The sequence below is a fragment of the Paenibacillus sp. RU5M genome (genome assembly GCF_900221055.1).
GTDB lineage: Bacteria > Bacillota > Bacilli > Paenibacillales > Paenibacillaceae > Paenibacillus > Paenibacillus marchantiae.
This window is the reverse complement of record NZ_OBQM01000001.1, coordinates 974,709-996,938: the sequence shown is the minus strand read 5'-3', so window position 1 is coordinate 996,938 and position 22,230 is coordinate 974,709. Positions and strand designations below refer to the sequence as shown.

Below are 22,230 nucleotides of genomic sequence, written 5' to 3'. Positions count from 1 at the left end.
AGGAAGGAAGGTAGCCTTCCTTCCTGACAGCAATTTCTTATTTCACAGACCAGTTATCGATTCTCCACTGCAATACTTCATTGATTCGATCTTCATACGCTTTGATATCCAGCTTTTGAATTTCGGAAACGTATTCGCTCCATACACTGCTGAATTCAGACGGGTTAGCCAAAATCGCTTTCGGCAAATATTTGGTTGATAACTCGTTCAACTTCGTATTGGCAATCTTGGCTGGAGATCCCTCTACCACATCGACAGACCAAGCAGGGTAAGTCACCGGATTCTCTGGTGGAGCACTGAAGAAATCGACATAGCTGTTGAAACCGTAGGCCTCCAAAACTTCCTTATCAAACGGTCTCAAGCTGGCTTGATATTCTTCTGGCTGATTGCTTGCTGAAGTGGCGTTGCCATCGCTAAAGTAACCTTCCATCTTCGGTGCGGTTCCATAGAATGCATCTGCTTTGTTGGCCAGTTTCCAGGCCGCATCTGCGGCATTGTCGCGTTGTTCTTGTGTCTTCATGAAGCGGCCTTCTTCATTGACATAATAGTCTTCATCCTGAATGCCCCAAGTGAGTGTTTTCTGCCAATCTTCTTCCATCAGTTTGTCGAGCGCTTTGAGGATTTTTACAGGGTCTTTCGCACTCACGGTAATACCGAAACCATTGTTGAGATTCAATGCTGCGCGATCACGATAATAGTCTTTGGTGCTGCTGTCATACACAAGCGGGAAACCTACATAAGTGCGTTCAATTTTATCTTGCGTTATGAGTGAATCTTCCGCGCTTTGGAAATTCCAGTGTTGATCGAACATGCCGAGTACGGCCCCACTGGACAATTTGGCCATATATTGGTCGTAGTTCTGTGCAAACGCTTCCTTATCAAGCAAGCCTTGGGCATTGATTTCATTCAGCTTCTGATAGTACTTTTGGGCATAATCCTTGTCTGCAAAAATCTCCGCTTTGCCATCGTTGACGACCACTCCACCATCATTCGGATGACCGATCAAATGCTGCGGCGGATTCAGCAAGCCCCAGTTTTTCCAATCATAGTTCAATACCTCGAACCCGACTGTCGGTTTGCCGTCAATGGTTGGATACTTTTCCTTGTATTTCGCGATCAAGTCAAAGTATTCGTCCAGTGTTTTGGGCGTCGGATAACCGAACTCTTTCAACACGGCTTTTTGAATCCAAAAGGCAGGTCCGCTGTAGTACGTATCAGCCACTTCGCCGTTGTATGCACCGTAGTTTGGCAGGTAGTAAATGTGTCCATCATTCGGGTCCTTCATTTGATTCCAATACTTCTCGTAATGCTTCTTCAAATTAGGCGCGTGTTCTTCAATCAGATCTTCCAGCGGTATGACTGAACCGGCTGCCGTAAGTTTGGTATCGGCTGAGATCAGATCTGGATAGTCTCCACCGGCGATCATGACGCCGAGCTTCTGGTTTTTGTCACCAGCCAAAAATTCAAATTTGAATGTAACGCCAAGCTCATCCTTGATTTTTTTGTAGATTTTGTTGTCTGCGGTTGGCTGTTGTCCGGCCTCGTTCAGGAATACCGAGATTTCTAACGGATTGTCAGCCCCCACCTCACTTCCTTTACTGCTTTCTTCTCCGCTGCCTGAATTGCCACCTGAGCAACCTGCTAGCACAACGCTCAACGACAATAACAGTGTTGCCCCCATACGGAAGAATGATTTTTTACTGTCCCCCATAAAGCACCTCCAAAATTTGATCTCACTATATGAAAGCCCTTTCATTTGAATAATTTAATTATAAATTTACATCTCCATGGAAACTATATTCGAATTATAGCTCTTTCCGAGAAAAGCTCAGGTTTTCTTATATTCGTTAGGAGACATGCCCATGCGTTTCTCAAATTGTTTTAAAAAATGATGGTAATTGGCGTATCCAACCTTTTCCGAGACCTCGCTATTTTTGTACTGATTCATCTGTAGCAACCGACATGCCTCCTCAACCCTCAGGTTATGAAGCAGCTCATTGAAGCCGATTCCATTTTTTCGTATCAATAGTTGTCCCAAGTAGGCCGGATGCAGGAAGAAACGTTCCGATAGCATCTTAATGGTCAGTCCCTCCCGGAAATGCGCATGAATATAATCGTTGATATCCTGTACAATACCCTGTGCTTCGAAGACGCTCTCTTTAAGCAAAAACTCAAAGCAGACTCTTCCGCACGAATGCAGTATGCCAATCAAATCATCAAAGGTTAACAGTGCTTCATCCAGATCCGGGATTTCGAACGAACGGTAATTCTCTGAATCTTCTGCCATTTGCGCCCTCATGTAAGCACGAATTTCATGAAGAAGGTAAATCACAAATTTTCGGGCTTCATCCGGGTGGACCCGCATCTGTCGAAAGGATTGCTCAATAAACTCCACAGCGGACTGGTAGTTGGCGTAATCAATGAGCTGAAGTGCTCCCAGCACTCGCTCGATCAGTTCAACCTGTTGGTTATGCCTTTGAAAATCGTGGTTCTGGATATCGGCATAATCCATTATGCTGTTCTCTTCCGCTTCATAAAAAGCGTGCAGCAACGCCTTCTCTGCTGTTATGCGGGAGTTGCTGATGTGATGAAGAGAGGATTCGGTTGAGCCAATCGCCATATATGTACGAAAGCCCGCCAGACGGCGAGCCAGTGTTTCTAATTGTTTTCTAAAATTTCCGCTCGTTCTCCGAGGTCCGGGGGAAACATCGCCAAACACAATGGATACAAGAGCATTTCGCATACGAATGAAATAAATGACATGCTTGCCGTTCAGGACCTCTGAAGCAAGACTACTCCACCGGCCAAACTCTTTCTCCGATACCTGAACCAGGCATACAATCCAGGATTCAGCTGACTGGGAAAGGGACTGCATCAATTGAGTACCCTCAGCAGACAGCACTTTGCCTAATAAAGCCTGCTTCATCGTCAACATTTCCTGCTCTCTCAATGCAATCTGCCCAATATAAAGCTGCTCTTGCTCCTTCATCAGTTCCATGCCCATCATGCGAATCTCGGACTCCGCCTGTTCCTCATCCAATGGTTTTAACAGATAACCGGAAACTTTGAATTTAAGCGCTTTTCGCGCAAACTCGAAATCGCTGTACCCCGTAAGAATAATGAATTTGGTCGACCAGTTTCCTCTACGTCGCCATTCTTCAATCATCTCTAGCCCATTCATAATTGGCATTTGAATATCAACCATGACAAGATCCGGCTGTAACTCTTCCATTCGTTCCAACCCTTCCGCACCGTTGCCACACATAGCGCATACCTCAAAGCCAAGACTTTCCCATGGAATCCACAGCTGCAAGCCCTCTAGCGCCCATGGCTCGTCATCAATCAGCAGCGCTCTAAATGCCATTGTCCTTACCTCCTTCTTCACCCTGATGATCTAACAGTTGCAATGGAATTTCGAAGGAGACCTCTGTCCCTTCTCCTATTCTGCTCACCAAGTTAAAATCCACTTTATCGTCATAATACAATTCAAGACGGCGATATACGTTACGTATGCCAATGTTACTCCCTCCGCTCTCCTCCTTGCTCCGCATATGATACAGAACCTCTTGCAGCCGTTCCTTATCCATGCCCTTACCATTATCGGATACAACGACGCGCAGGCGTTCGCTCACAACTTCCGCTTTAATCTTCACATACCCTAACCCCTCAATAGCCTGAATTCCATGTTTGCAAGCATTCTCGGCCAACTGCTGGATACTCATTTTTGGAATTCTATACTGCCTCGCCTCTTCGCTAATATCAATGTAATATTCAAACTTGTCTCGAAAACGGAATTTTTCAATTCCCAGATACATGACCGTAAAACTCATTTCCTCTTCCAGGGTGACCACATCGTCCTTCCAATTCAACAGACGGCGAAGCAGCTTGGATAGGTCCTTGATAATATCCTTGACATCCGCATAATTGTTTTTGGTGCTGACCACCAGCAGCGCATTGAGCGTATTGAATAAAAAATGGGGATTCATCTGGCTTTGCAGCAAATTCAGTTCAGCGCGAATGCGCTCAGCCTCCTGGCTCCGCTGCTGAATTTCAAGCTTGTACACATTATTGATCAAGGAATGGATCTGAGCGGTCATCATATTGAAATTACGAATCAGATGACCTATCTCATCCTGTCCCCCATCAATGTTGATCAGATCAAATTTCTCGTTCCCCACCTTTTGCATATGTCTGGACAGACGTTTCACTCGATAATTGTATGAGCGCAGCATGACATAGATGAAGATGGAGGTAACCAAAGTAATGATACCAGCGAGCATGCCGAAATAAAGCTTCATGGAGAGCATCGCTTGTTTGACACGTGTTTCCTGAGGTACGCCAATGAGCTTCCAACCTTTCACATAGCTGGCCTTGCCAATCGCTACGATATGTAGGTCCTTGTCCGCCGCCTTGCTCGTATCAAATAACGCATAATCACTATCTACCTCACCCTGATACTTGTCATCTGTGGACACGATAATCTGATTCTTCGCGTTGACCAGATACAGGTCCAGCGAGCTTTTCTCTCTCGCAATAACGTCATAGAATCGATTAAGGTAAAAATCAATGCGCACTAACTTCTCGTAAGAGTTATCTGCGTTATAATAGTCCATTTTTTCAATCACGCTAAAATACGACGAGGTCGCCGCGCGATCATTCGCTGCCTGATCGCGATAAGCGAGTACACTTAGTGATTCCCCTGCTGCTTCCCATTGTCTGAACCAGGCACTGGCGTTCATTGAGCTGTCCAGATAATAATAATCCCCTCCAGACACAATCGTTGGATTATCTGTGTAGATGCCGATCCGCTGGATTTGATTGTTCACGGGAATATAGGAAGTCACTCGATGGCGAAGCTGTTCATCGAATGTATTGTAGAAATCCAATTGGTCTTTGTATACACGATCCATGGATTCGGACAACAGCTTGTCCGTGATTAAGGCGTGACTGACAGCGATCCCCCCGTCAATCATGGTGTGAATGTCCTTTCTCGCCCGCTCCAGCGATATTTGCAGATTCTGCTCTTCCCGCTCCTTGATTAGCCCCGACATACGATCCATGAACAAATAATTGCTTGCTATGATCGGAAGCAAAATACCGATAACATAGATCAGCATAAACTTGTAGTTCAAAGGAATATCGTTCACGATGCCGCGAAATCGAAATTTCTTAAACATGTCTTCCATCGCCATCCTTCATTCATTACTTGTCGAGTCCCAATCTATGGTTGTTTTCGATACGCGGAGGGAGCCATCCCCGTCATTCGCTTGAACTGACTTACAAAATAGTCGGCATTAGGATATCCTGAATGGACCGCAACTTCGGCTATGCTACAACAGCTCTGACGTAACAGTCTCTTCGCCTCCTCGATCCGTTTATCATTCAGATATTCCCGAAAAGACTTGCCAGTCTGCTGTCTGAAGGCTTGCCCCAGATAGTTGGCATTCATATGAAATTTCTGTGCAATCTCCTGGAGCTGCAGCTTCTCCCGAAACTCATGGTTAACATATTGCACTACACGAAAAATCGTGCTGCATTCTTTTTCTTTCCGCTGCTCCTGCAGAGCTCTCAAAGCGTTGAGACTTAATATAAGTGCATATTCCCTAAATGCAGGAAAGGAATCAATGTCAGATAAATCGCCCAACATATGTTGTAACTGCAACACAAACCTGTCTACATTCCCATCCAGCTCCTTCATTTGCTTGAGAACTCCCATTTCAAGAGCAAGCAATTGTACCCGAACATATTCTATATCCGACACAGACAGCCCTGAATCTGGACTCGCAAGCAACTCGTGTACCTCTCTCTCCAACCCATTCTCTTCACCCGTTAAAATGGTTTTAAACAGGTTACTCAACGCTTTTTGATTTACAATCGCCATGTTACTATGCCGTGGCAAATCTTGATCGCGAATAATGCCGCTTCCTTTTTGATAACGCTTCCATTTCAAAGCAGATAACGCTTTTTCAAATGCTGACCGCATAGCGACTACTCCACCTGAGTGATATCCAAATGCCACAATAATTGATCCATGACCGGAGTAAATCTCAAACAAGGTTCTCCCTAGCCTCTCAAGCCAACTCAGAGAATCTTCAATTACAGCAGCAAACACACCCATTCTTCCTTCAGCATCCATAAAAAATTCGTAGTGATGAGCGCTAGCAAAACGCTGTACCTGTGACTTTATGTCTTCATTGCAAATATCCGTTTCAATTAAAAGACAGGCCATATTCTCATGACCCTCCATTTGCAATATACTTTCCACTTCGGCTTGCAGTTCGCTGCTATCCTCCCCCTGAAACAGACGGTTGAACAAGCAATTTACATATAAAGTACGCTCATGTTGATGCAATTTCTCTGCGACAAGCTCGTTCTGAATTTTACGACTCATCTGTTCTAATACGTTTTCAATCTCAACCTCATCAATGGGTTTGAGTAAATAATCCTCCACACGCTGTTCCAGCGCTGTTTTCGCATAATCAAAGCTATCGTATCCGCTTAATATGACAAATCGCGGCGGTTTGGCTAGTTTTTGTATCGAGCGGTCAATCAGTTCAAGTCCGCTCACTGAAGGCATATGAATATCTGTAAACACCAGGTCTGGCCGAAGGTTCTCAATAATGGACCAAGCAGCGTTCCCGTTCTCAGCCTCTCCACAAATTTGAAAACCGTATTTGTTCCAATCTACCATTGTCCGCAGACCTTCCAGTACCCATGGCTCATCATCCACTAACAAAACATTCATCATTCTTGTTCCCCCCCGTTAATAGTGATGAATAATCTGCGTTTACCTTGGACAAAACATGGATCATTGTACTTTGGAAAATGTTTACCTATAGCTTTATGTACCACATTCGACGGTTATTCTGGTTCAATTCTGTCATTGTTCACCTTGAATTTGCGACTTTTATATAATCATAACATCCGAGCAAAGAATGCCAATACTTCAAACCAATATACAATAATTTTTAAAGAAAGTACTTTAATTTGAACAGTAACTCTGCTTGTATACACTCCCTGACAACTGATTTAATGTCTATGAGCAAGGATATTGATCAACTTACCAAATGGATCACGGACATAGAATCGACGAACTCCCCAAGGCTCATCCGTAAGTTCATATTCTATTGTATAACCCGCGCTTTTCATGCGTTCGTACACTACATCGACATCATCAACTTCAATTGAAAGGTCAGGTGTAGGTGTATTGGAGCCACCTTGTGTGGCGATACTTATTTGAACGTTCTCCTCTCCAAGTAATCCGTATGTTTCAATCCAACCATGATTCATCAATAAATCAAGTTCAAGCACATCCTGGTAAAAGCTTTTTGCTGCTGGAACGTTTTGTGTATTAATATTGGTGACAATTCGTTTCACCCTCATTTTCAGAACCTCGATTCAATTAGTATATTCCCCCAACGAGGAATCCTCGCCCTTATTTTACATTATCATCTAGTACCGCGTTATTCAATCGACAAAAAGACCAACCAAGGGATTCTGGCTAGCCTGATAATACAAAAGTGGGATGCATCCCTTATGAAATTATAAATTTGGTTAATAATAAGAAATTATTAAGGTGAAAACCTATGGGAGTGATTCGATGCTGGGGAATGTCATTTTTGGTTTGATTATCCCCATCTTAATCGGTGGATGGATTCTCCGTAGAAACTTCAACATCCTCTTAGCTTATTATCCGCTGGGAGTAGCCACCTCTTCTTGTTTAAACAGTGCGGGCTTCAATTTTTTCTGGAATATCCTTCCCAATACCCGTAACCAATCATATGCGGGGCTCCCTTTCGACTTAGGTATATACCCTATTGCTGGATGCCTCATGATATACATGATTCTTGAAAAAAATACGAAGTCGTGGCTAGCAATCTTAATAACCTCTTTTACATTAACGCTGATCGAATGGTTGGCTAAAGAAATGGGTAGAGTTCTTTATTTTAATGGCTGGAACATCTATTGGACTTTCTTTTCTTATTTTCTTCCTTTAGTCGTGGTGTACGGATATAGTAAAGTACTCACTCTGATGTACAACGTTTCTGATAAGAGGAGAACATAAAGTTTGGTTCTTTCCAACATAACAATTATTGCGATGCAAGAATATATCGATTCCATTTCTGTTGCCAGGGGATATCGTCCCAGAAAGGATGATGCGGCGCACAGTTAGAGCATAGAGTCATTCCCCAGAAGCCAAGTGCCATTCCTTTACGCAGCGCGTACTCTGCAATGAATTTCCCAACAGGCCCCTCTTCGAATCCCGCTAACAGCGGCGTATAACCAACATATCCTTCCCCAATAACGACCGGCAAGCCAGAATGAGCCGCCCATTCGTGAGCTTCCTCGAAGCGCATATCTGCCTTTTGCAGCATAGCCAGCTTATGTTTACTATAATTGTCGTATAAAAAAAGATCCCATTTATCCGGTTCCACCCAGTCATGCAGATAGAGCAGCCTTAACCCTACCGGATTACCTTCCATTCTCCATTCTTGGTCGCGCGGTAGCGTATACTCTTCAAATGGAGGCGCATCCTCCCGCAGGAGCGATTGGACAAATGAGCCGGGAAAAGGCGCCTGCTCATCATCAATTCCAGCCGCTTCGGTTAATTCATTCAATACCCCTTTGATATAGAGATGGAAATGTGCAACCTGTAAATTTCCCGCTACATAGGATTTGGGATAGGCTTCATTTAGTGTATAGCTTGCTGTCATCAAAATATCCGGGTGGACACTTCTAAGATAACCTACGGCCTCTTCAATATAAGGCTGCATGGCTTCCACCAGTGCTGGTACATTGGACGGGGCAATGCCTCGAGCGGTTCCAATCTCGGTCAGTTGCCCGAACTCCACCTCATTATGCAGCTCCGCGTAGACGATCTGCTTGTCGTATCCTTCCGCTTTTATATACCGGATAAGCTGATCCATGGATCTCGCAATAGCCATAAACCGCTCCTCCGGAGCTATGGCAGCCAGTTCATCGCGCAACCCGGGAAATGCCAGGAAGCTGGGGCTCTGCTGATATTCCCAAGAAGACAGGATGATATAACAGCCATGGGCCTTGGCCTGTCTGAACAACTCCAGTAAATGCGCATGTCCATCCAGCTCGGCGCCGCCCCGGCAGTTGTACCAGCGTGTCCGCTGCCCGATCTCTCCAAGACTGCCGAAGTATAATGGACCCGGCCGCTTGCCTTCCGCCGTGAACAATAAAAAGGGCATCGCACAGATTCGGATCGTATTGTAGCCCCTCTCCACTGCTTCCTTAAATCTCGCCTCAAGGTCGCTATAGGGTTCTCCCGGTAAGGTCATGGTGTACCAGGAAAAATCCCACATCGTGATGGTCAGTTTGCGCGGCAACTCCCTACGCCCTACATCCATTATCATTACACCTTCCTTTTTGTTTGTAGCAATACAGGTTTATTCTCTATAATACAGCCAAAAAATATCTCTACATCTCTTTGATGATGGAGCATTAAGGTTGAAATCCTTCGCGCAGTCGTTGGGAATACCGTCTATGAACCATTGCCCCTTGATGATTAGGCTCCATTTTCAGAGCCAACTCAAGTTCGGTTCCGGCTTCTTTGTCACGGCCAAGCCCCAGAAGTCCCAATCCCCTCATGTACCTGCAATGGATTACATTTCGCCGGTTCAAATCATCCTCAAATACCAGGAAATCCGGCAATGATACCGCAAAATAGTCCATTTTGATATCGTCAAAAATATGCTTTTCAGCATAATCAATCAGTTTATTAAAACGGCGCTTAGCTTCCTTCCTGTTACGGAGCTTTAACCAGGCCAACCCTTGGTAGAAGATCATTTCTGGCGGCTGATCGTTGTAGAACAACGCACTTGTCGGCTCGGCTAGACCCTGTGAAGCTATGGTATAACTAGCGATAGCTTCTGTTTCCCGATGCAGACCTTCGTAAGCCATGCCTAGATAATAATAAATATTATTCTCCTGAGTTCCTTCCAACTTACCTTCTCCCAGATTCAACGGATAGACTAATGCTTGTTGTAAATGCTGAACTGCTGCTTCATAATGACCGTTTTGCAGCGCTTGTTTACCAAGCTCAGTATGAGCCAACTTATATTGCCCAGTCACTTTCCCTTCTCCACCTTCCCACGGATGGAAATTGCGCAGAGACAAGGCTGCGATTGCCTCTTGATAACGTTCAAGATTGTTTAGCAGGGATACGTATTCCACATACAGATCATCTCGCTTCTCGACCAGATCTCGCCGCTCTTCAAGGAACTGGAGGCGTTTGTCTGTTGACCACGCAAGCTTCTTACGCAGCTGATCCAGTTCAAAGAAAATACGACCATCATCCGGTGCATAAGCAAAGGCCTGTTCAAGCGAAGCTAGGGCCGCTTGCGGATTGTTCTGTTTGTTGTAATAGGCCAGCCCCAAGTTGCGGTGTACCGTCGGAAAATCATCCCGCAGTTCGCGGGATTTCTCCCAGCTCGCAATCGCCTCGATAGGTCGTTTTTTGTCATAATAAAAGTTTCCGAGGTAGTAATGAGCCTTGTCGTCCTTCGGGTTAGCATGAACTGCACTTACCAGCAGCTCAAGTTCAAACAACGTGTTCGGGAAACAATAGGTTGGATTGGCCAATTGTCCCTTACGACGTGCTTCTTGAGCATGTTCATGTTGTCCGATACGTTTATATAATTCAGCCAGTGCATAATGCAGCATCGGATAGACTGAATTTTCCGGGTCCACTATTCTTTTCCCTACTGCAATGGCTTCTTCATAGAAACCGCTGTCCATATAATCTGCGATGACATTCAGATAGTTGTGGGCGTCATCTCTCATCAATTGCTGTAATTCAGTCAGAATACCTTGTGCAGCATCCTTGTCTCCCATAGCTGTATGAGCCAAAGCCAACTCATTATAAGCTCCAAAATCCGCAACATCCAATTCAAGGGTTTCAAGCGCATAGGCCTTTGCATTATCAATCAGACCAAGCTTGCGCAGCAGTGCGGCTTTCAGATTACGTGCTTTGTAGTTTCGTGAATTGCGGATGAGTGAACGTTCGATCTGCTCCAGTGCCTCGGTGTACTGGCCTTTCAGGCTGGAAATCTGAGCAAGAGAGAAGTACCCAGCATCCTGCCACGTTGCCGACCAGACCGATTTGTGGAAAGCAGTAAACGCTTCATCCAAACGGCCTTGGCCACGAAGTGCTCTTCCCAGCTGGTAGTAGGCCTCGCTCTCATATGGGTTCGGATTACGCCAGGTCAACCGCTCAATAGATTTACGGAAATACTGCTCGCTGTCTATGTATAATCCACGACGAAGTAGTAACGTTCCATAAGCTACATTTAACCGGATATCTCCGTTATCCCGCTTCAATCCTTCCAGATAGTACGCTTCAGGCTCAAACGTAGCATGCCGATATTGCTCCAGATGCTTGCCTGCCAGATACAGTTCTTCGGTCGAACGCAGTTCTTCTGGTGCTGCCAGTGGTTTAGCAGCTTCAGGAATCTGTTCAATATCTGGACGTTTCGGTTGATAGGAAATCAGCACTCTGCCTTCCCTATTTCGAACCAAAAGCTTCAGATCATGCTCCTGCTCCCCGCTCTCCAGCGGAATAACCTTCTGATATACATCTACAGGGGACAATTCAACCGTTTCCTGCAAATACCGGGTTGCCGCCCCACTCAACTCCACAACGGCATGTTCGAGTTTAGATGTTGCATATACCTTGATCACTGCCTCTCCGGCTTCAGCATCAACTTCCAGATTGATGGCTGCTTCGATGGAGGCATTTTTTACGACACCGATGTTTTTGTAAGGCATGAAATACTGGGTAAAGGTCTTCTCCTCGTAGGGCTGTAGCCAAGTGAAGTCGGGCTGATTGTCTGTGTACACTCCAGTCATAAGTTCAATGTATGGGCCATCTTCATCCGTCAATTGACGGTCCCACGCCTGACCGAACTCCCCATTCCCCCAAGTCCATTGTTTCTTGCCGGGAGAAATATGATGATTCGCCACATGCAGCAATCCGGCCTCTACGCCGTGATCATATGCGCCGACGAAATTATAATCGGATTTATAAGCCATGTACGAAGTCGGAACCGGGATGTTCTTATACCGGGAAATATCAACGCCTTCCGAGTAATCCTGTTTGTAATAAGTTCCGGTAGCAATAGGAAAACGGGAGACATCCCTTTTGCCATGATCGAATACAGCCGTTACGTCTGGTGGAAACACGGATTGTGTATATTCATTAACTGCTACGGCCGGATTTGCCCACCACAGAAAGGTCTGTGGCTCAGGTGTCCGGTTGTATAATTGAGCCTGGATCTCCAAATAGGCTTTATCCGGATAGAGTTTGAAGGCTGCAGTGACTTTTGTACCGTACATCCGGTCAATCTCACTAACCCATACTGTAGCACTGCCATCGCCAGTTACTTCGTATTTGTATTCAACCGGACCAAATGTATTAGGACGGTGATGCTGCGGCCAGTTAAATTCAATTCCTCCGGAGATCCAAGGACCAGCAAGGCCCACCAGTGCAGGCTTAATGACGCGGTTATAATAAACAAAATCATAATTGTTCGTTTTATCAAGCGCACGATAGATTCTACCGCCGATTTCCGGCATGATCTCCATACGGATATATTGATTCTCCAGAATAACCAATTTGTAATTTTTATCATGCTTCACATCCGAGATACTCTCGATCACTGGATGCGGATACACACGACCGGTGCTTCCCTGATAGACTCTTTTCTCCAGAAACATCGGATTTGGGTCAGCTTCACCCGCCTCATATGTAGGTATCAACACGCTTGTCTCCCACACTTGTACCTGACTGGATCCGGTTGGATCCGCCTCCAGCTTGTGATCCACAGCCTCATGCTTCATGTTAGAACTGCCTCCCTTGTCTTGATAGTTATACTGTATATTCTGGCAAGGAAGGTTCCAATTGACGAAATGCGGGAAGTGATGGATTATATTCTTATTCGGATTATGAATTACGGGGGTAACTGGAATGAGTCCTGACCACATACGCAAGCGTGAAGGATTTGCAGAGGAGAAGCTATATGTACTTCCTGAATACTGGATGAAAGAACTGGAACAAGAAGAACTAACCTCTACCTTATTTATTACGGACATCGGCTATTTCCCCAACGCTCACTATCATTTCAGGGAGCGTCTGGAGGGCAGCCCCTCGCATATTTTCATCTTTTGCGAAGCGGGAGAAGGATGGGTTGAGTTGAATCATGGAGAGCGATTAATCATGCAGCAAGGAGATATGATGATAATCCCACCCGAAACTGCACATCGTTACGGGGCAATGCAGGAGAATCCATGGAGTATCTACTGGTTTCATTTCAAAGGCAGCCATTCGAATCGATTGGTGAAGATGTTTGGTTTATCTAACGCCACACTCGCTTTATCCCCAAGCGGCAAGGCCCGTTTAATGGAATGGTTCCTACCTACCTATGAAATGCTGGCCGAGCGGACATATGCCCTGACTACCCATGTACATGTGGCCCAAACTACTAGACAGTTGCTCTCCGGGATTGGCTTAAATGCCGTCAAATCGGCACAAGAGAAGAAACGTGAAACTTATCTGGAACAGGCCATTCAATACATGAATGTACATATGAGTGGCTCTATTTCTCTTACGGAGTTGGCTAATCATGTCGGGGTGTCGAAACAGCATCTGATCTTTCTGTTTAAATCTGAAACGGGCGTCGCTCCGATCGAATATTTTCTACAGCTCAAAATTCAGCGGGCAGGTCATCTTCTGGATCTTACCGAATTGAGTATTAAGGAAGTCAGCTATGCAGTGGGCATTAGTGATCCCTATTATTTCTCCAGGCTCTTCAAGAAGATATCGGGATTCTCCCCTTCCAGCTACCGGAAGATCCCGAAAGGCTAGCCTTTCAAAAGTTCTTTGCCGTCTTTCCTTCATTACCATAATAAAAAACCGTTGAGTCTTTAAATTAAAGATCAACGGTTTTTTATATCTAATAGGATCAATCCCTCATATTCTCAATTAAAAGTTAGCATCAGACTGAGCATGCTGAGGTGTGTGATGCGATATTTTTTTAACGAGTAGGAAGTACGTAAGAATCGCAACGAGACTGGTCATTAATAAAGTGAGTCCAAGTGGGACGGCAGTGTCTTCACCTGCGATACCAACCAGAGGAGCAACCAGCGCGCCTAAAAGGAAAGGAACAACTCCGAGTAGCGCTGCTGCACTTCCAGCCATCTTGGCTTGGCTCTCCATCGCAAGCGGAAATGCTGCAGTAGACGTAATACCTATGGAGCAAACAAAGAAGAACAATGGAATGACCAATGCGAACAGCGGGCCATGAACTATGGTTACCACCAAAGCTGCAACGCTTGCCGCTAGAGCAAGCCACAGTCCAGATAATAGAAGAGTCTGCTCAGGTATACGTTGTGCTAACCGACCCACAATTTGGGAACCGATGATCAAGCTGATCCCGTTCGAAGCAAACAATATAGCAAATACAGTTGGTGTGACTCCATAAATATTTTGGTAAATAAATGGTGTTCCTGCTACATATGCAAATACCCCAGCCGTCATGATTCCCTGTGCAAGCATATAGCCGACAAACTTGCGGTCACGTAGTAGCGTTCTGTAATTGCCCAACTGTTGTTTGAAGTTGGGAGCCATACGTCGTTCAGGTGGGTTAGACTCCTTCAAGCCCCACTTTGTCATTATTAATAAGAAAACGCCCAAAAATGAGAGTGAGATAAACACTCCAATCCATGTCGTGAATGAAAGAATGCCACTTCCAGCGATCGGTGCTGCCAAAGGCCCTAAATTCCCTACAAGCAACAGCAAAGAGAAGAATTTAGTGAGTTCATGTCCACTGTACAGGTCTCTAGCTATCGCGCGAGAAATAACAATTCCTGCTGAAGCCGCAAACCCTTGAGTGAACCGAAACAAAATCAATAGTCCGATATTAGGAGCAAAAGCGCACGCCAAGGAGCAAATAATATAGGCTGCCATGGAGATTAACAACGGTTTACGTCTACCGTGAGCATCACTCAAAGGACCCATAACGAGCTGCCCCACACCTAGACCTAATAAACAAGCAGTAAGACTAAACTGAACAAGCGATGCACTTGTATTGAAATTCTTTGCAATCTCAGGAAAAGCCGGTAAATACATATCAATAGTAAATGGGCCTAATGTTGAAAACAAACCCAGCAACAATGCCAGGCCAAATACATTCCAATTATTACTCTTTATCATTGTTGATTAAATCTCCAATTCATTACGTAATTTAGTTTATTTGAATCGTCATTACAATCCATTTAGCGTTACCTATCCCCCGTTCACACCCCACATCTATGATCCTAACAAATTGTAACTGCCCTACTCCAGAAAAGCCACTTATTTTTCTTTCCTATTCGGAGTATAAGACATAGAGTTAACTGTAAGTCAATAGTTCGTTTAAAAGCAATCATAAAACCCCCTACTAGAGCAAATTATAGTTTTGCTTTAGTAGGGGGTTTTAGACTATTCATGCAACTCGTGTTCCGCATTAGTATATCAATGCATCAGCCTTGCAGTTTCCTAAGGATTTAGTGCACAATGAGCACTGGGCATTTCGATAACTGTGAAACCTTGTGGCTGACACTTCCAAGCATCATTTCTTTTATGCCACTTAGCCCCCGGCTACCAATAATAATAAGTTGCTGCTCAGTATCCTTAGCATATTTTAATATTTCATGTGAAGGATCTCCCTTAAGATGAACTGTTTCTGAGTTAATCCCCGCAGATTTTAATTTGGATTTGGCGTGTTGCAACTGTTCCAGACTCGCTTTCTTCATTTCGTTCAATATTTCTTCCAAGAAATTCTCTGGTAAATAGGTCATACCACTCGATACATATTCCTGGCTAACATTAACCAAGGTAACTTGGCTTTGTTTGTCTCGGGCTATTTCAACGGTTGCATTGAGAAGTTTGTTCGTTATTCCAGCTTGATCAATTGCCACAATAATTTTGTCAAACATAGTTATCGTCCTTTCCGTGGCAGCTCGTAACGACTTCCGCTACCTACAAAACGGTTTCTTGCTGCTCCCATTCCGGCTAACAAAAGTAAGACCGAAGCGCCCAGCAGAATGAAAAGTGGCATATCCCAACTATTTGTCGCATCATGCAGATATCCAATAAGGGCAGGACCAATTGCGGCAAGAAGATATCCGATCGATTGCGCCATGCCAGACAATTCCGCTGCTTGATGCGCATTTTCAGTGCGTAACCCAAAAAACATCATGGATAAACTAAAGGCGAAACCTACACCAATTCCCAGTATTATGATCCACAATAATATAATATTGGAGCTTCCGTAAAGAAGCCCGAGTGTTCCCGTCAAAAGCAAAATGGTTGTGATAACCACTAACAAACGTTGGCTAGACATGCGCCCAGCAATAACAGGAACAATAAATGTAAATGGAAGCAGTGCTAACTGCATTATCGAGAGGTACCAACCTGATTGGGTTGAATCAATTCCTTGCTGCTTTAAAATTTCAGGTAACCATGCGATCAACACATAGAAAACCATGGACTGTATACCCATAAATAAGGTTACCTGCCATGCAAGAGGAGACCGCCAAACATTCACATCGTTGCTGGCCCTCTGCTGACTGGTCGTGACTGTTTGCTTCAATTGATTTCTTAATTGGGGTAACCAACAGAGAATGGCTACAAAACTTAGAATCCCCCATATTCCTAATGCTCCCTGCCATTTTAGACCTGCGTTCACAGCTAGCGGTACACTGATTCCTGATGCAATGGCTCCACATAAACACATTGAAACGGAGTAAAGACCTGTCATAGAGCCAATTTTATTGGGGAAATCCCTTTTGATTATACTTGGCAATAATACATTACATATGGCAATTGCAAATCCTAGAATTACTGTTCCAATATACAGATTAGCTGCACCAGATAAAGAACGTATTACAATGCCAATTGTCAAAAAGATTAGGGCAAGCAAAATGATACGTTCAACCCCATACTTTCGGCCTAATTTCGGTACTAGAGGCGATAATAAAGCAAAGGCTAGCAAGGGTAAAGTCGTTATCAAGCCCGCTAATGTATTTGAAATATGAACGTCATCCCTTATTAGACTCACTAAAGGACCGACTGATGTTAAGGGAGTACGTAAATTAGCAGCAATAAAAATAATGCCGAGAATGATAAACCCTATAGAGGAAGGTAGGGCTTTTGTATTTTGATTGTTCAGCATTCTTCAATTCTCCTTCCTGAAATCACAGGTATTATTTGTTCCCTGTTGATTGTAAAAATGGTGCAATAATTATCCGCGCGGACAATAAAAGTATAGTATAGTATATAATTATTTACAATAAGTATTTTATAATATAATTAAATTGTCTAAAAAAACAAAAATACAACTCTGAATTCCGGTGATGGAATTCGGAGTTGTATTCATAAGTGGAATTTGCGACTTTTAGAAACCATACTTCAAGGCTATATGCAGCACGGTTTCACTATTCGTATGATTGGTATAAGAGTGTGGAGAATCAGCACGGAAACTAATCGTATCGTATTGATTCAAGATGTGAATCTCTCCATTGACTTGAATTTCAATGGATCCCGTCATTACGGTCGCAATTTCAGTTGTATTCACATGATGTCCTTCAGGGTGGTAGGAGCTATTGGGCTGTAAGTAAGCCCGACACATTTCAATATCGCTGCTAGCGTTTTTAAACACGGGTTCAATAACCCAATTTTTTTGTTCATTAGAAAACCGCAGTCCTTCGCCTGCTCGATACAAACTTACAGGGTCTTCTGATTTGAACAAAGCCATGAGTGGTAAAGATATGCCTTTTGAGATTTTCCATATCATCGCCAAAGTTGGATTTGTCTCGCCACGTTCAATATTTCCCAGAGTAAGTTTGCTTACGCCTGTCAATTCCGCTAAGTCGTCTAAGCTCATGTTGTTTTCTTTTCTGTACCTTTTCAAGGCAGCGCCAATTTGTAATACAAGTTGTTTGGATTCGTCGACTTCTTCCATTAGATATTCACCTCAACAAAAAAGCAGTTATAAGCTAGTATATCGTTTATCTAGATTCTTTTCCATACGATTAGAGTTCAGAAGAAGAAGGCGAGATTTCGGCCAATCATTTATTTGTGGATGCTAGCTGCGGAACACGGGTGCCGTCATCTATAAGAATCATATAGTCGAATTTCAAACACTTCTGCCCGATCGCCACCGTGCGTTTCCTTAATGATCACCCTAATCCGTTTTGATTGGATCGGATTCTCAAGACGATGAATCTTTTTGCGAGTAAGGTTATGGCTATCACCAGCAAAACGTTCCCATTCCCCATTAATATATGCCTGCACCTCGTAGCTCTTAACCAACTCGGGAATGATCAGAAACGGTGTCTCGTGATGATGCAAATTGATCAAATCCTCATTAACATCGTCATTAAAGGTAAGGTGAATTTCCCGAATATCCACTGGTTCTGGAAGCTTGACTTCAATCCATTCTTCACGGCCATTAGTGATGGGCTCCGATATCCACAACTGTGGACCGCTAAACGGGCGGACATAGCCGTTGATGACTTTATCAGGTGAATACGCGCCAGTCTCAACTGCAAAACAGAATGGCTTTCGGACAAGTCGCTTCATCGACCATTCGATAATGGGCTGATTCGGCTGATGATCCTCCAGATCAGAGCTGACTATTGGCTTGACTCCCCGCTCAAACGCGAGGACACCGCTGATCGGAACAGCTGATGTATAGAGACTGGCTGCTTCATTCGCACGAACAATGATAAATACATTAGAAGGATCCCCTCCAAACATTGCACTGTCTGCAGGCACATCCAACCATTGATTTTCACCTGCATCGACCTGGATATGCAAAGCTTGCTTGAAGTTTGCCGGTACATAATTCTCAGGGCGACCTGTATCCCATAGTTCTATAGTGAGACTTGTAGCCTCACGGGCAGAGACCAACAGCGTAAATCCCTCAATTCCACCCTCGGTCGGGAACAGCCATCCAACATCAGTGACCAGCCGGTATTCCTCGGAAGGTTCGTTGATCAAAATTCGGGTCATCATGCTTGAAGCCGTGATGATCCCCTTTCTCGCAATGTCAGCAGAATCCATATTTCTCAGTCCTATAATTGAGGCATCGGTCCGTAACATCGTTTGCTGCAATTCGGTTAAATGCTGCTCACGCAGCTCACGAGGCGTAACGCCTTTGATTACCGACAAGGCAGCGCCTACACCTGCCGCTTCTCCCATTACCGCACAAGTTGCCATGACGCGGGTTGTTCCGAATGCAACATGCGATGCACTGATATTACGTCCCGCAAACAGCAGATTGCTGACATTGCGGGAGTACAGACATCCAAACGGAATATGATAAATGCCATCCGCATGCAGATGCTTGGAGCCGCTCTCGCTTGCATACATCCCTTGTGGGGGATGCAGGTCGATGGACCAACCACCAAAGGCGACCCGGTCTTCGAATGGACGTTGAGAGATAACATCATTTTGCGTCAGAATCGTATCACCAAGGAAGCGGCGGTATTCGCGTTTGCCTGGAATCGAGCCTACCCATTCCAACGTCATCTCCTCGGCCTGAAACTTGCCGGAGTTCTTAATATAATCCCAGATGCCATAAATAACAGACCATAACTCATCCCGAATCTGCTCATTCTCATGTACCGTATCCAGCTCGCCGCCCCATTCAATCCACCAGTAATGACAGCCAGAATCTCCACTGCGGATCACACGCTTTAGCGGAATTGGGGTTGTCGTAATGTCTTTAGCAAACGATGGAGCTACAAACCGGACCGGTTTTCCGGTATCTTTCGTATAGAACAACAGTGTGCTGCCAAGCGTAATATCATCAGCAACTTCCGGTGCCCATTCTTCCCCGAACTCATGACGGGCTTCACGGCCAATCCGGTATGCTGCTCCAGCGAGAAATCCGACGAGTCCGTCACCTGTACAGTCAAGAAAGATCTTACTTTCAAACGTAATCTCACGCTCGGAGCCCATCATCCAGCCTTTCACGCTACGAATTATCCTTGCATCTTTCTCACCGTCTGCTTCTACTTCTCTAACATCCGTATTCATAAATAGAGTCAGATTAGGTTCGGCTCTTACCGCCTCCAGCAAAGTAACGTCCCACAAATAGGGGTTGCCTTCCGGATTCCGTTGTTGATTCTGAATGAACAATTCACCCATAATACCGGTCTCCCGGGCATAACGATTCACGCCATGCCCCGTTGCACCGCATACCCATACACGTACCTCGGAGCTGGAATTGCCGCCAAGTACAGGACGATTATGCACGAGGGCAACCTTTTGACCTAATCTTGCCGCTGCAATAGCGGCACAAATCCCGGAAAGTCCTCCGCCAATGACCGTAACATCGAATAATAGTTTCTCGCGTCTCATTATATAAGCCTCCTTTGAATTAGCCTTTTACAGCTGAACTGGATACACCTTGAATAATATATTTCTGACCAAGCAGAAAGATTAAAATCATAGGGATAATCGCTGCGGAAGAAGCTGCCATCATTCCGTTATAATCAACGTTGTTTTCCAGAACGAAATTTTGTAGACCAAGCGGAATCGTATAAAGCTTTGGACTCTGCAGGAAAACCAGAGCATTCTCATAATCATTCCACTGCCAGGAAAAATCGATAATCGCAAACGTTGCAAGCGCTGGTTTGGCTAACGGTAACACCAGCTTGAAGAAAATTCGAAAATGACCCGCACCATCGAGTAATGCAGATTCTGTAATCTCGTTCGGTATACTGAGAAAGAATTGACGGAGCATAAATACGCCAAATATCGAGAACATGGCTGGCAGAATTAATGCCCAATGCGTGTTATAAATATGAAGCCAGTTAAACAGGATAAACTTCGGAACAAAAACGACTTGAGGAGGAATCATCATCATGGATAGATACACGATGAAGAGGGTATTACGTCCTTTAAATTCCGTACGGGCGAAGCCATAAGCAGCAAAGGCCGACAAAAAAACGGCACCTACTGTACCAATCACGGCAATCTTAATTGAGTTCAAATAATAAGGGAGAAAGTTATAGTTTCCCGTCCAGATTCGCTTATGGCTGGTCCAGTCCAGCTTCGAAGGAAGCCATTGGCGGAATACTTCACTTGGGGTCTGGAAGGAAGTACTGAGCATCCATAAAAAAGGGACAATCATAAACAACCCTGCAATCAGCATAAGGATCGTGACAGAAAGCTTAACCGAGCGTGTCTTCGTTGTTCTAAACATAGAGCCAGCTCCTCTCTAGTAATGGACCCAGCGTTTTTGGCCGACCCATTGGATAATGGTAATGACAAGAATAACCGCAAACAGGAACCAGGAAATGGTTGATGCATAGCCCATCTCATAATAGCTAAATGCCGTTTTGTAGACGAACAGCGACAGAATCGTAGTGCTTCCGCTTGGGCCGCCGCCCGTAATCGCTTGGATAAGAGAGAATGATTTGACTGTCATAATCAGCCCCGTAATCAATAGCATAAATGTCGTTGGACTAACAAGTGGCCATACAATCCTCCATGTAATAGTCACTTTCCCTGCCCCGTCGATACGCGCCGCTTCAAGTTGCTCGGTCGAAATCTCTTGCAGAGCTGCCAAATAGATAATCATGTTGTAACCTAACATAAACCAGATTTGCACGACGTCAATGGCATACATTGCCGAACTCGAATCGGCGAACCAACCCGGAGGCGATACAATGCCGATAAAGCGAAGTACTTCATTAATTGGCCCCTGGGACGGCTGGAACAGCAGCATCCATACAAAAGCAACAGCAACACCGCTTGAGATATATGGCAGGAAGAACATGCCTCTAAGCAATCCTTTCAAATACACGCTCCGGTTAAGCACAAGAGCAACGAGAAATGCAATTGCTAATGAGACCGGAACGGACATCAGGAATATGATCGTATATTTGATTGAAGCATAGAACTGATCATCACCAAAAAGGCGTTGGATATTATCTAATCCGGTGAACGTCCAATTCGGATTGGCGAATTGATAGTCCGTGAACATCATAAAGAAGGAGTACAAGGCAGGCAGAATAAAAAATGCCAGGATACCGAGCATATTAGGCAAAATAAATATGTAGCCCACCCAGCCTTGTTTCCGAATCCAGCTGTTCCTTTTCACAGAAAACGCCGCCTTTCTTCTCGTATGAAACTTTTTAAATACAGCAAAG

16 protein-coding genes are annotated in these 22,230 nt (G+C 44.6%); 2 read left to right on the top strand and 14 right to left on the bottom strand.

All coding sequences use genetic code 11. The annotated features are described in order from the left end of the window. Positions 1-37 precede the first annotated feature (37 nt). The 5 genes from CRO25_RS04625 to CRO25_RS04605 form a co-directional block, all read right to left on the bottom strand. Entirely contained in the window at positions 38-1,711 is a 1,674-nt protein-coding gene (locus CRO25_RS04625; RefSeq protein WP_079693770.1) for an extracellular solute-binding protein, read from the bottom strand. Between the two features lie 117 nt (positions 1,712-1,828). Beyond that, the gene (locus CRO25_RS04620) at positions 1,829-3,364 is read right to left on the bottom strand and encodes a response regulator (RefSeq protein ID WP_079693771.1); all 1,536 of its coding nucleotides are present in this window, start codon (positions 3,362-3,364) and stop codon (positions 1,829-1,831) included. Beyond that, complete coding sequence (locus tag CRO25_RS04615; RefSeq protein ID WP_079694264.1) at positions 3,354-5,177, bottom strand: sensor histidine kinase; 1,824 nt, start codon at positions 5,175-5,177, stop codon at positions 3,354-3,356. Before CRO25_RS04615 ends, CRO25_RS04620 begins: the two co-directional genes overlap by 11 nt. A 44-nt stretch (positions 5,178-5,221) precedes the next feature. Next, entirely contained in the window at positions 5,222-6,748 is a 1,527-nt protein-coding gene (locus tag CRO25_RS04610) for a helix-turn-helix domain-containing protein (RefSeq protein WP_064637578.1), read from the bottom strand. Between the two features lie 281 nt (positions 6,749-7,029). Continuing rightward, on the bottom strand, positions 7,030-7,383 hold the full coding sequence (locus CRO25_RS04605; RefSeq protein ID WP_063563652.1) for a VOC family protein: 354 nt from the start codon (positions 7,381-7,383) through the stop codon (positions 7,030-7,032). A gap of 217 nt (positions 7,384-7,600) precedes the next feature. On the opposite strand from CRO25_RS04605, the gene CRO25_RS04600 reads away from it, so the two are divergent. Next, positions 7,601-8,065, top strand: coding sequence for a CBO0543 family protein (locus tag CRO25_RS04600; RefSeq protein ID WP_079693772.1), 465 nt, complete (start codon positions 7,601-7,603; stop codon positions 8,063-8,065). Positions 8,066-8,090: 25 nt separating this feature from the next. Here CRO25_RS04600 and CRO25_RS04595 read toward each other — a convergent pair whose 3' ends face one another. Both CRO25_RS04595 and CRO25_RS04590 read right to left on the bottom strand, forming a co-directional pair. Beyond that, entirely contained in the window at positions 8,091-9,377 is a 1,287-nt protein-coding gene (locus CRO25_RS04595) for a cellulase-like family protein (protein WP_079693773.1), read from the bottom strand. Positions 9,378-9,471: 94 nt separating this feature from the next. Next, complete coding sequence (locus CRO25_RS04590) at positions 9,472-12,867, bottom strand: DUF5107 domain-containing protein (protein ID WP_079693774.1); 3,396 nt, start codon at positions 12,865-12,867, stop codon at positions 9,472-9,474. 127 nt (positions 12,868-12,994) lie between these two features. Between CRO25_RS04590 and CRO25_RS04585 the strand changes: the two genes are divergently transcribed. Beyond that, positions 12,995-13,891, top strand: coding sequence for an AraC family transcriptional regulator (locus CRO25_RS04585; RefSeq protein WP_079693775.1), 897 nt, complete (start codon positions 12,995-12,997; stop codon positions 13,889-13,891). 117 nt (positions 13,892-14,008) lie between these two features. Here CRO25_RS04585 and CRO25_RS04580 read toward each other — a convergent pair whose 3' ends face one another. From CRO25_RS04580 to CRO25_RS04550, 7 genes are all read right to left on the bottom strand, one after another. Continuing rightward, complete coding sequence (locus CRO25_RS04580) at positions 14,009-15,238, bottom strand: multidrug effflux MFS transporter (RefSeq protein ID WP_063563647.1); 1,230 nt, start codon at positions 15,236-15,238, stop codon at positions 14,009-14,011. Positions 15,239-15,570: 332 nt separating this feature from the next. Further along, positions 15,571-16,002, bottom strand: a complete 432-nt coding sequence (locus CRO25_RS04575) for a universal stress protein (protein ID WP_079693776.1) — start codon at positions 16,000-16,002, stop codon at positions 15,571-15,573. A 2-nt stretch (positions 16,003-16,004) separates the two neighbouring features. Then, on the bottom strand, positions 16,005-17,240 hold the full coding sequence (locus tag CRO25_RS04570) for an MFS transporter (RefSeq protein WP_079693777.1): 1,236 nt from the start codon (positions 17,238-17,240) through the stop codon (positions 16,005-16,007). 222 nt (positions 17,241-17,462) lie between these two features. Beyond that, positions 17,463-18,029 carry a helix-turn-helix domain-containing protein gene (locus CRO25_RS04565; protein WP_079693778.1) on the bottom strand — a complete coding sequence of 189 codons (567 nt, stop codon included), beginning with the start codon at positions 18,027-18,029 and terminating at the stop codon, positions 17,463-17,465. A 146-nt stretch (positions 18,030-18,175) separates the two neighbouring features. Continuing rightward, on the bottom strand, positions 18,176-20,434 hold the full coding sequence (locus tag CRO25_RS04560) for an FAD-dependent oxidoreductase (protein ID WP_079693779.1): 2,259 nt from the start codon (positions 20,432-20,434) through the stop codon (positions 18,176-18,178). 19 nt (positions 20,435-20,453) lie between these two features. After that, positions 20,454-21,281, bottom strand: a complete 828-nt coding sequence (locus CRO25_RS04555; protein ID WP_079693780.1) for a carbohydrate ABC transporter permease — start codon at positions 21,279-21,281, stop codon at positions 20,454-20,456. A gap of 15 nt (positions 21,282-21,296) precedes the next feature. Next, the gene (locus CRO25_RS04550; protein WP_079693781.1) at positions 21,297-22,181 is read right to left on the bottom strand and encodes a carbohydrate ABC transporter permease; all 885 of its coding nucleotides are present in this window, start codon (positions 22,179-22,181) and stop codon (positions 21,297-21,299) included. Positions 22,182-22,230: the final 49 nt, after the last annotated feature.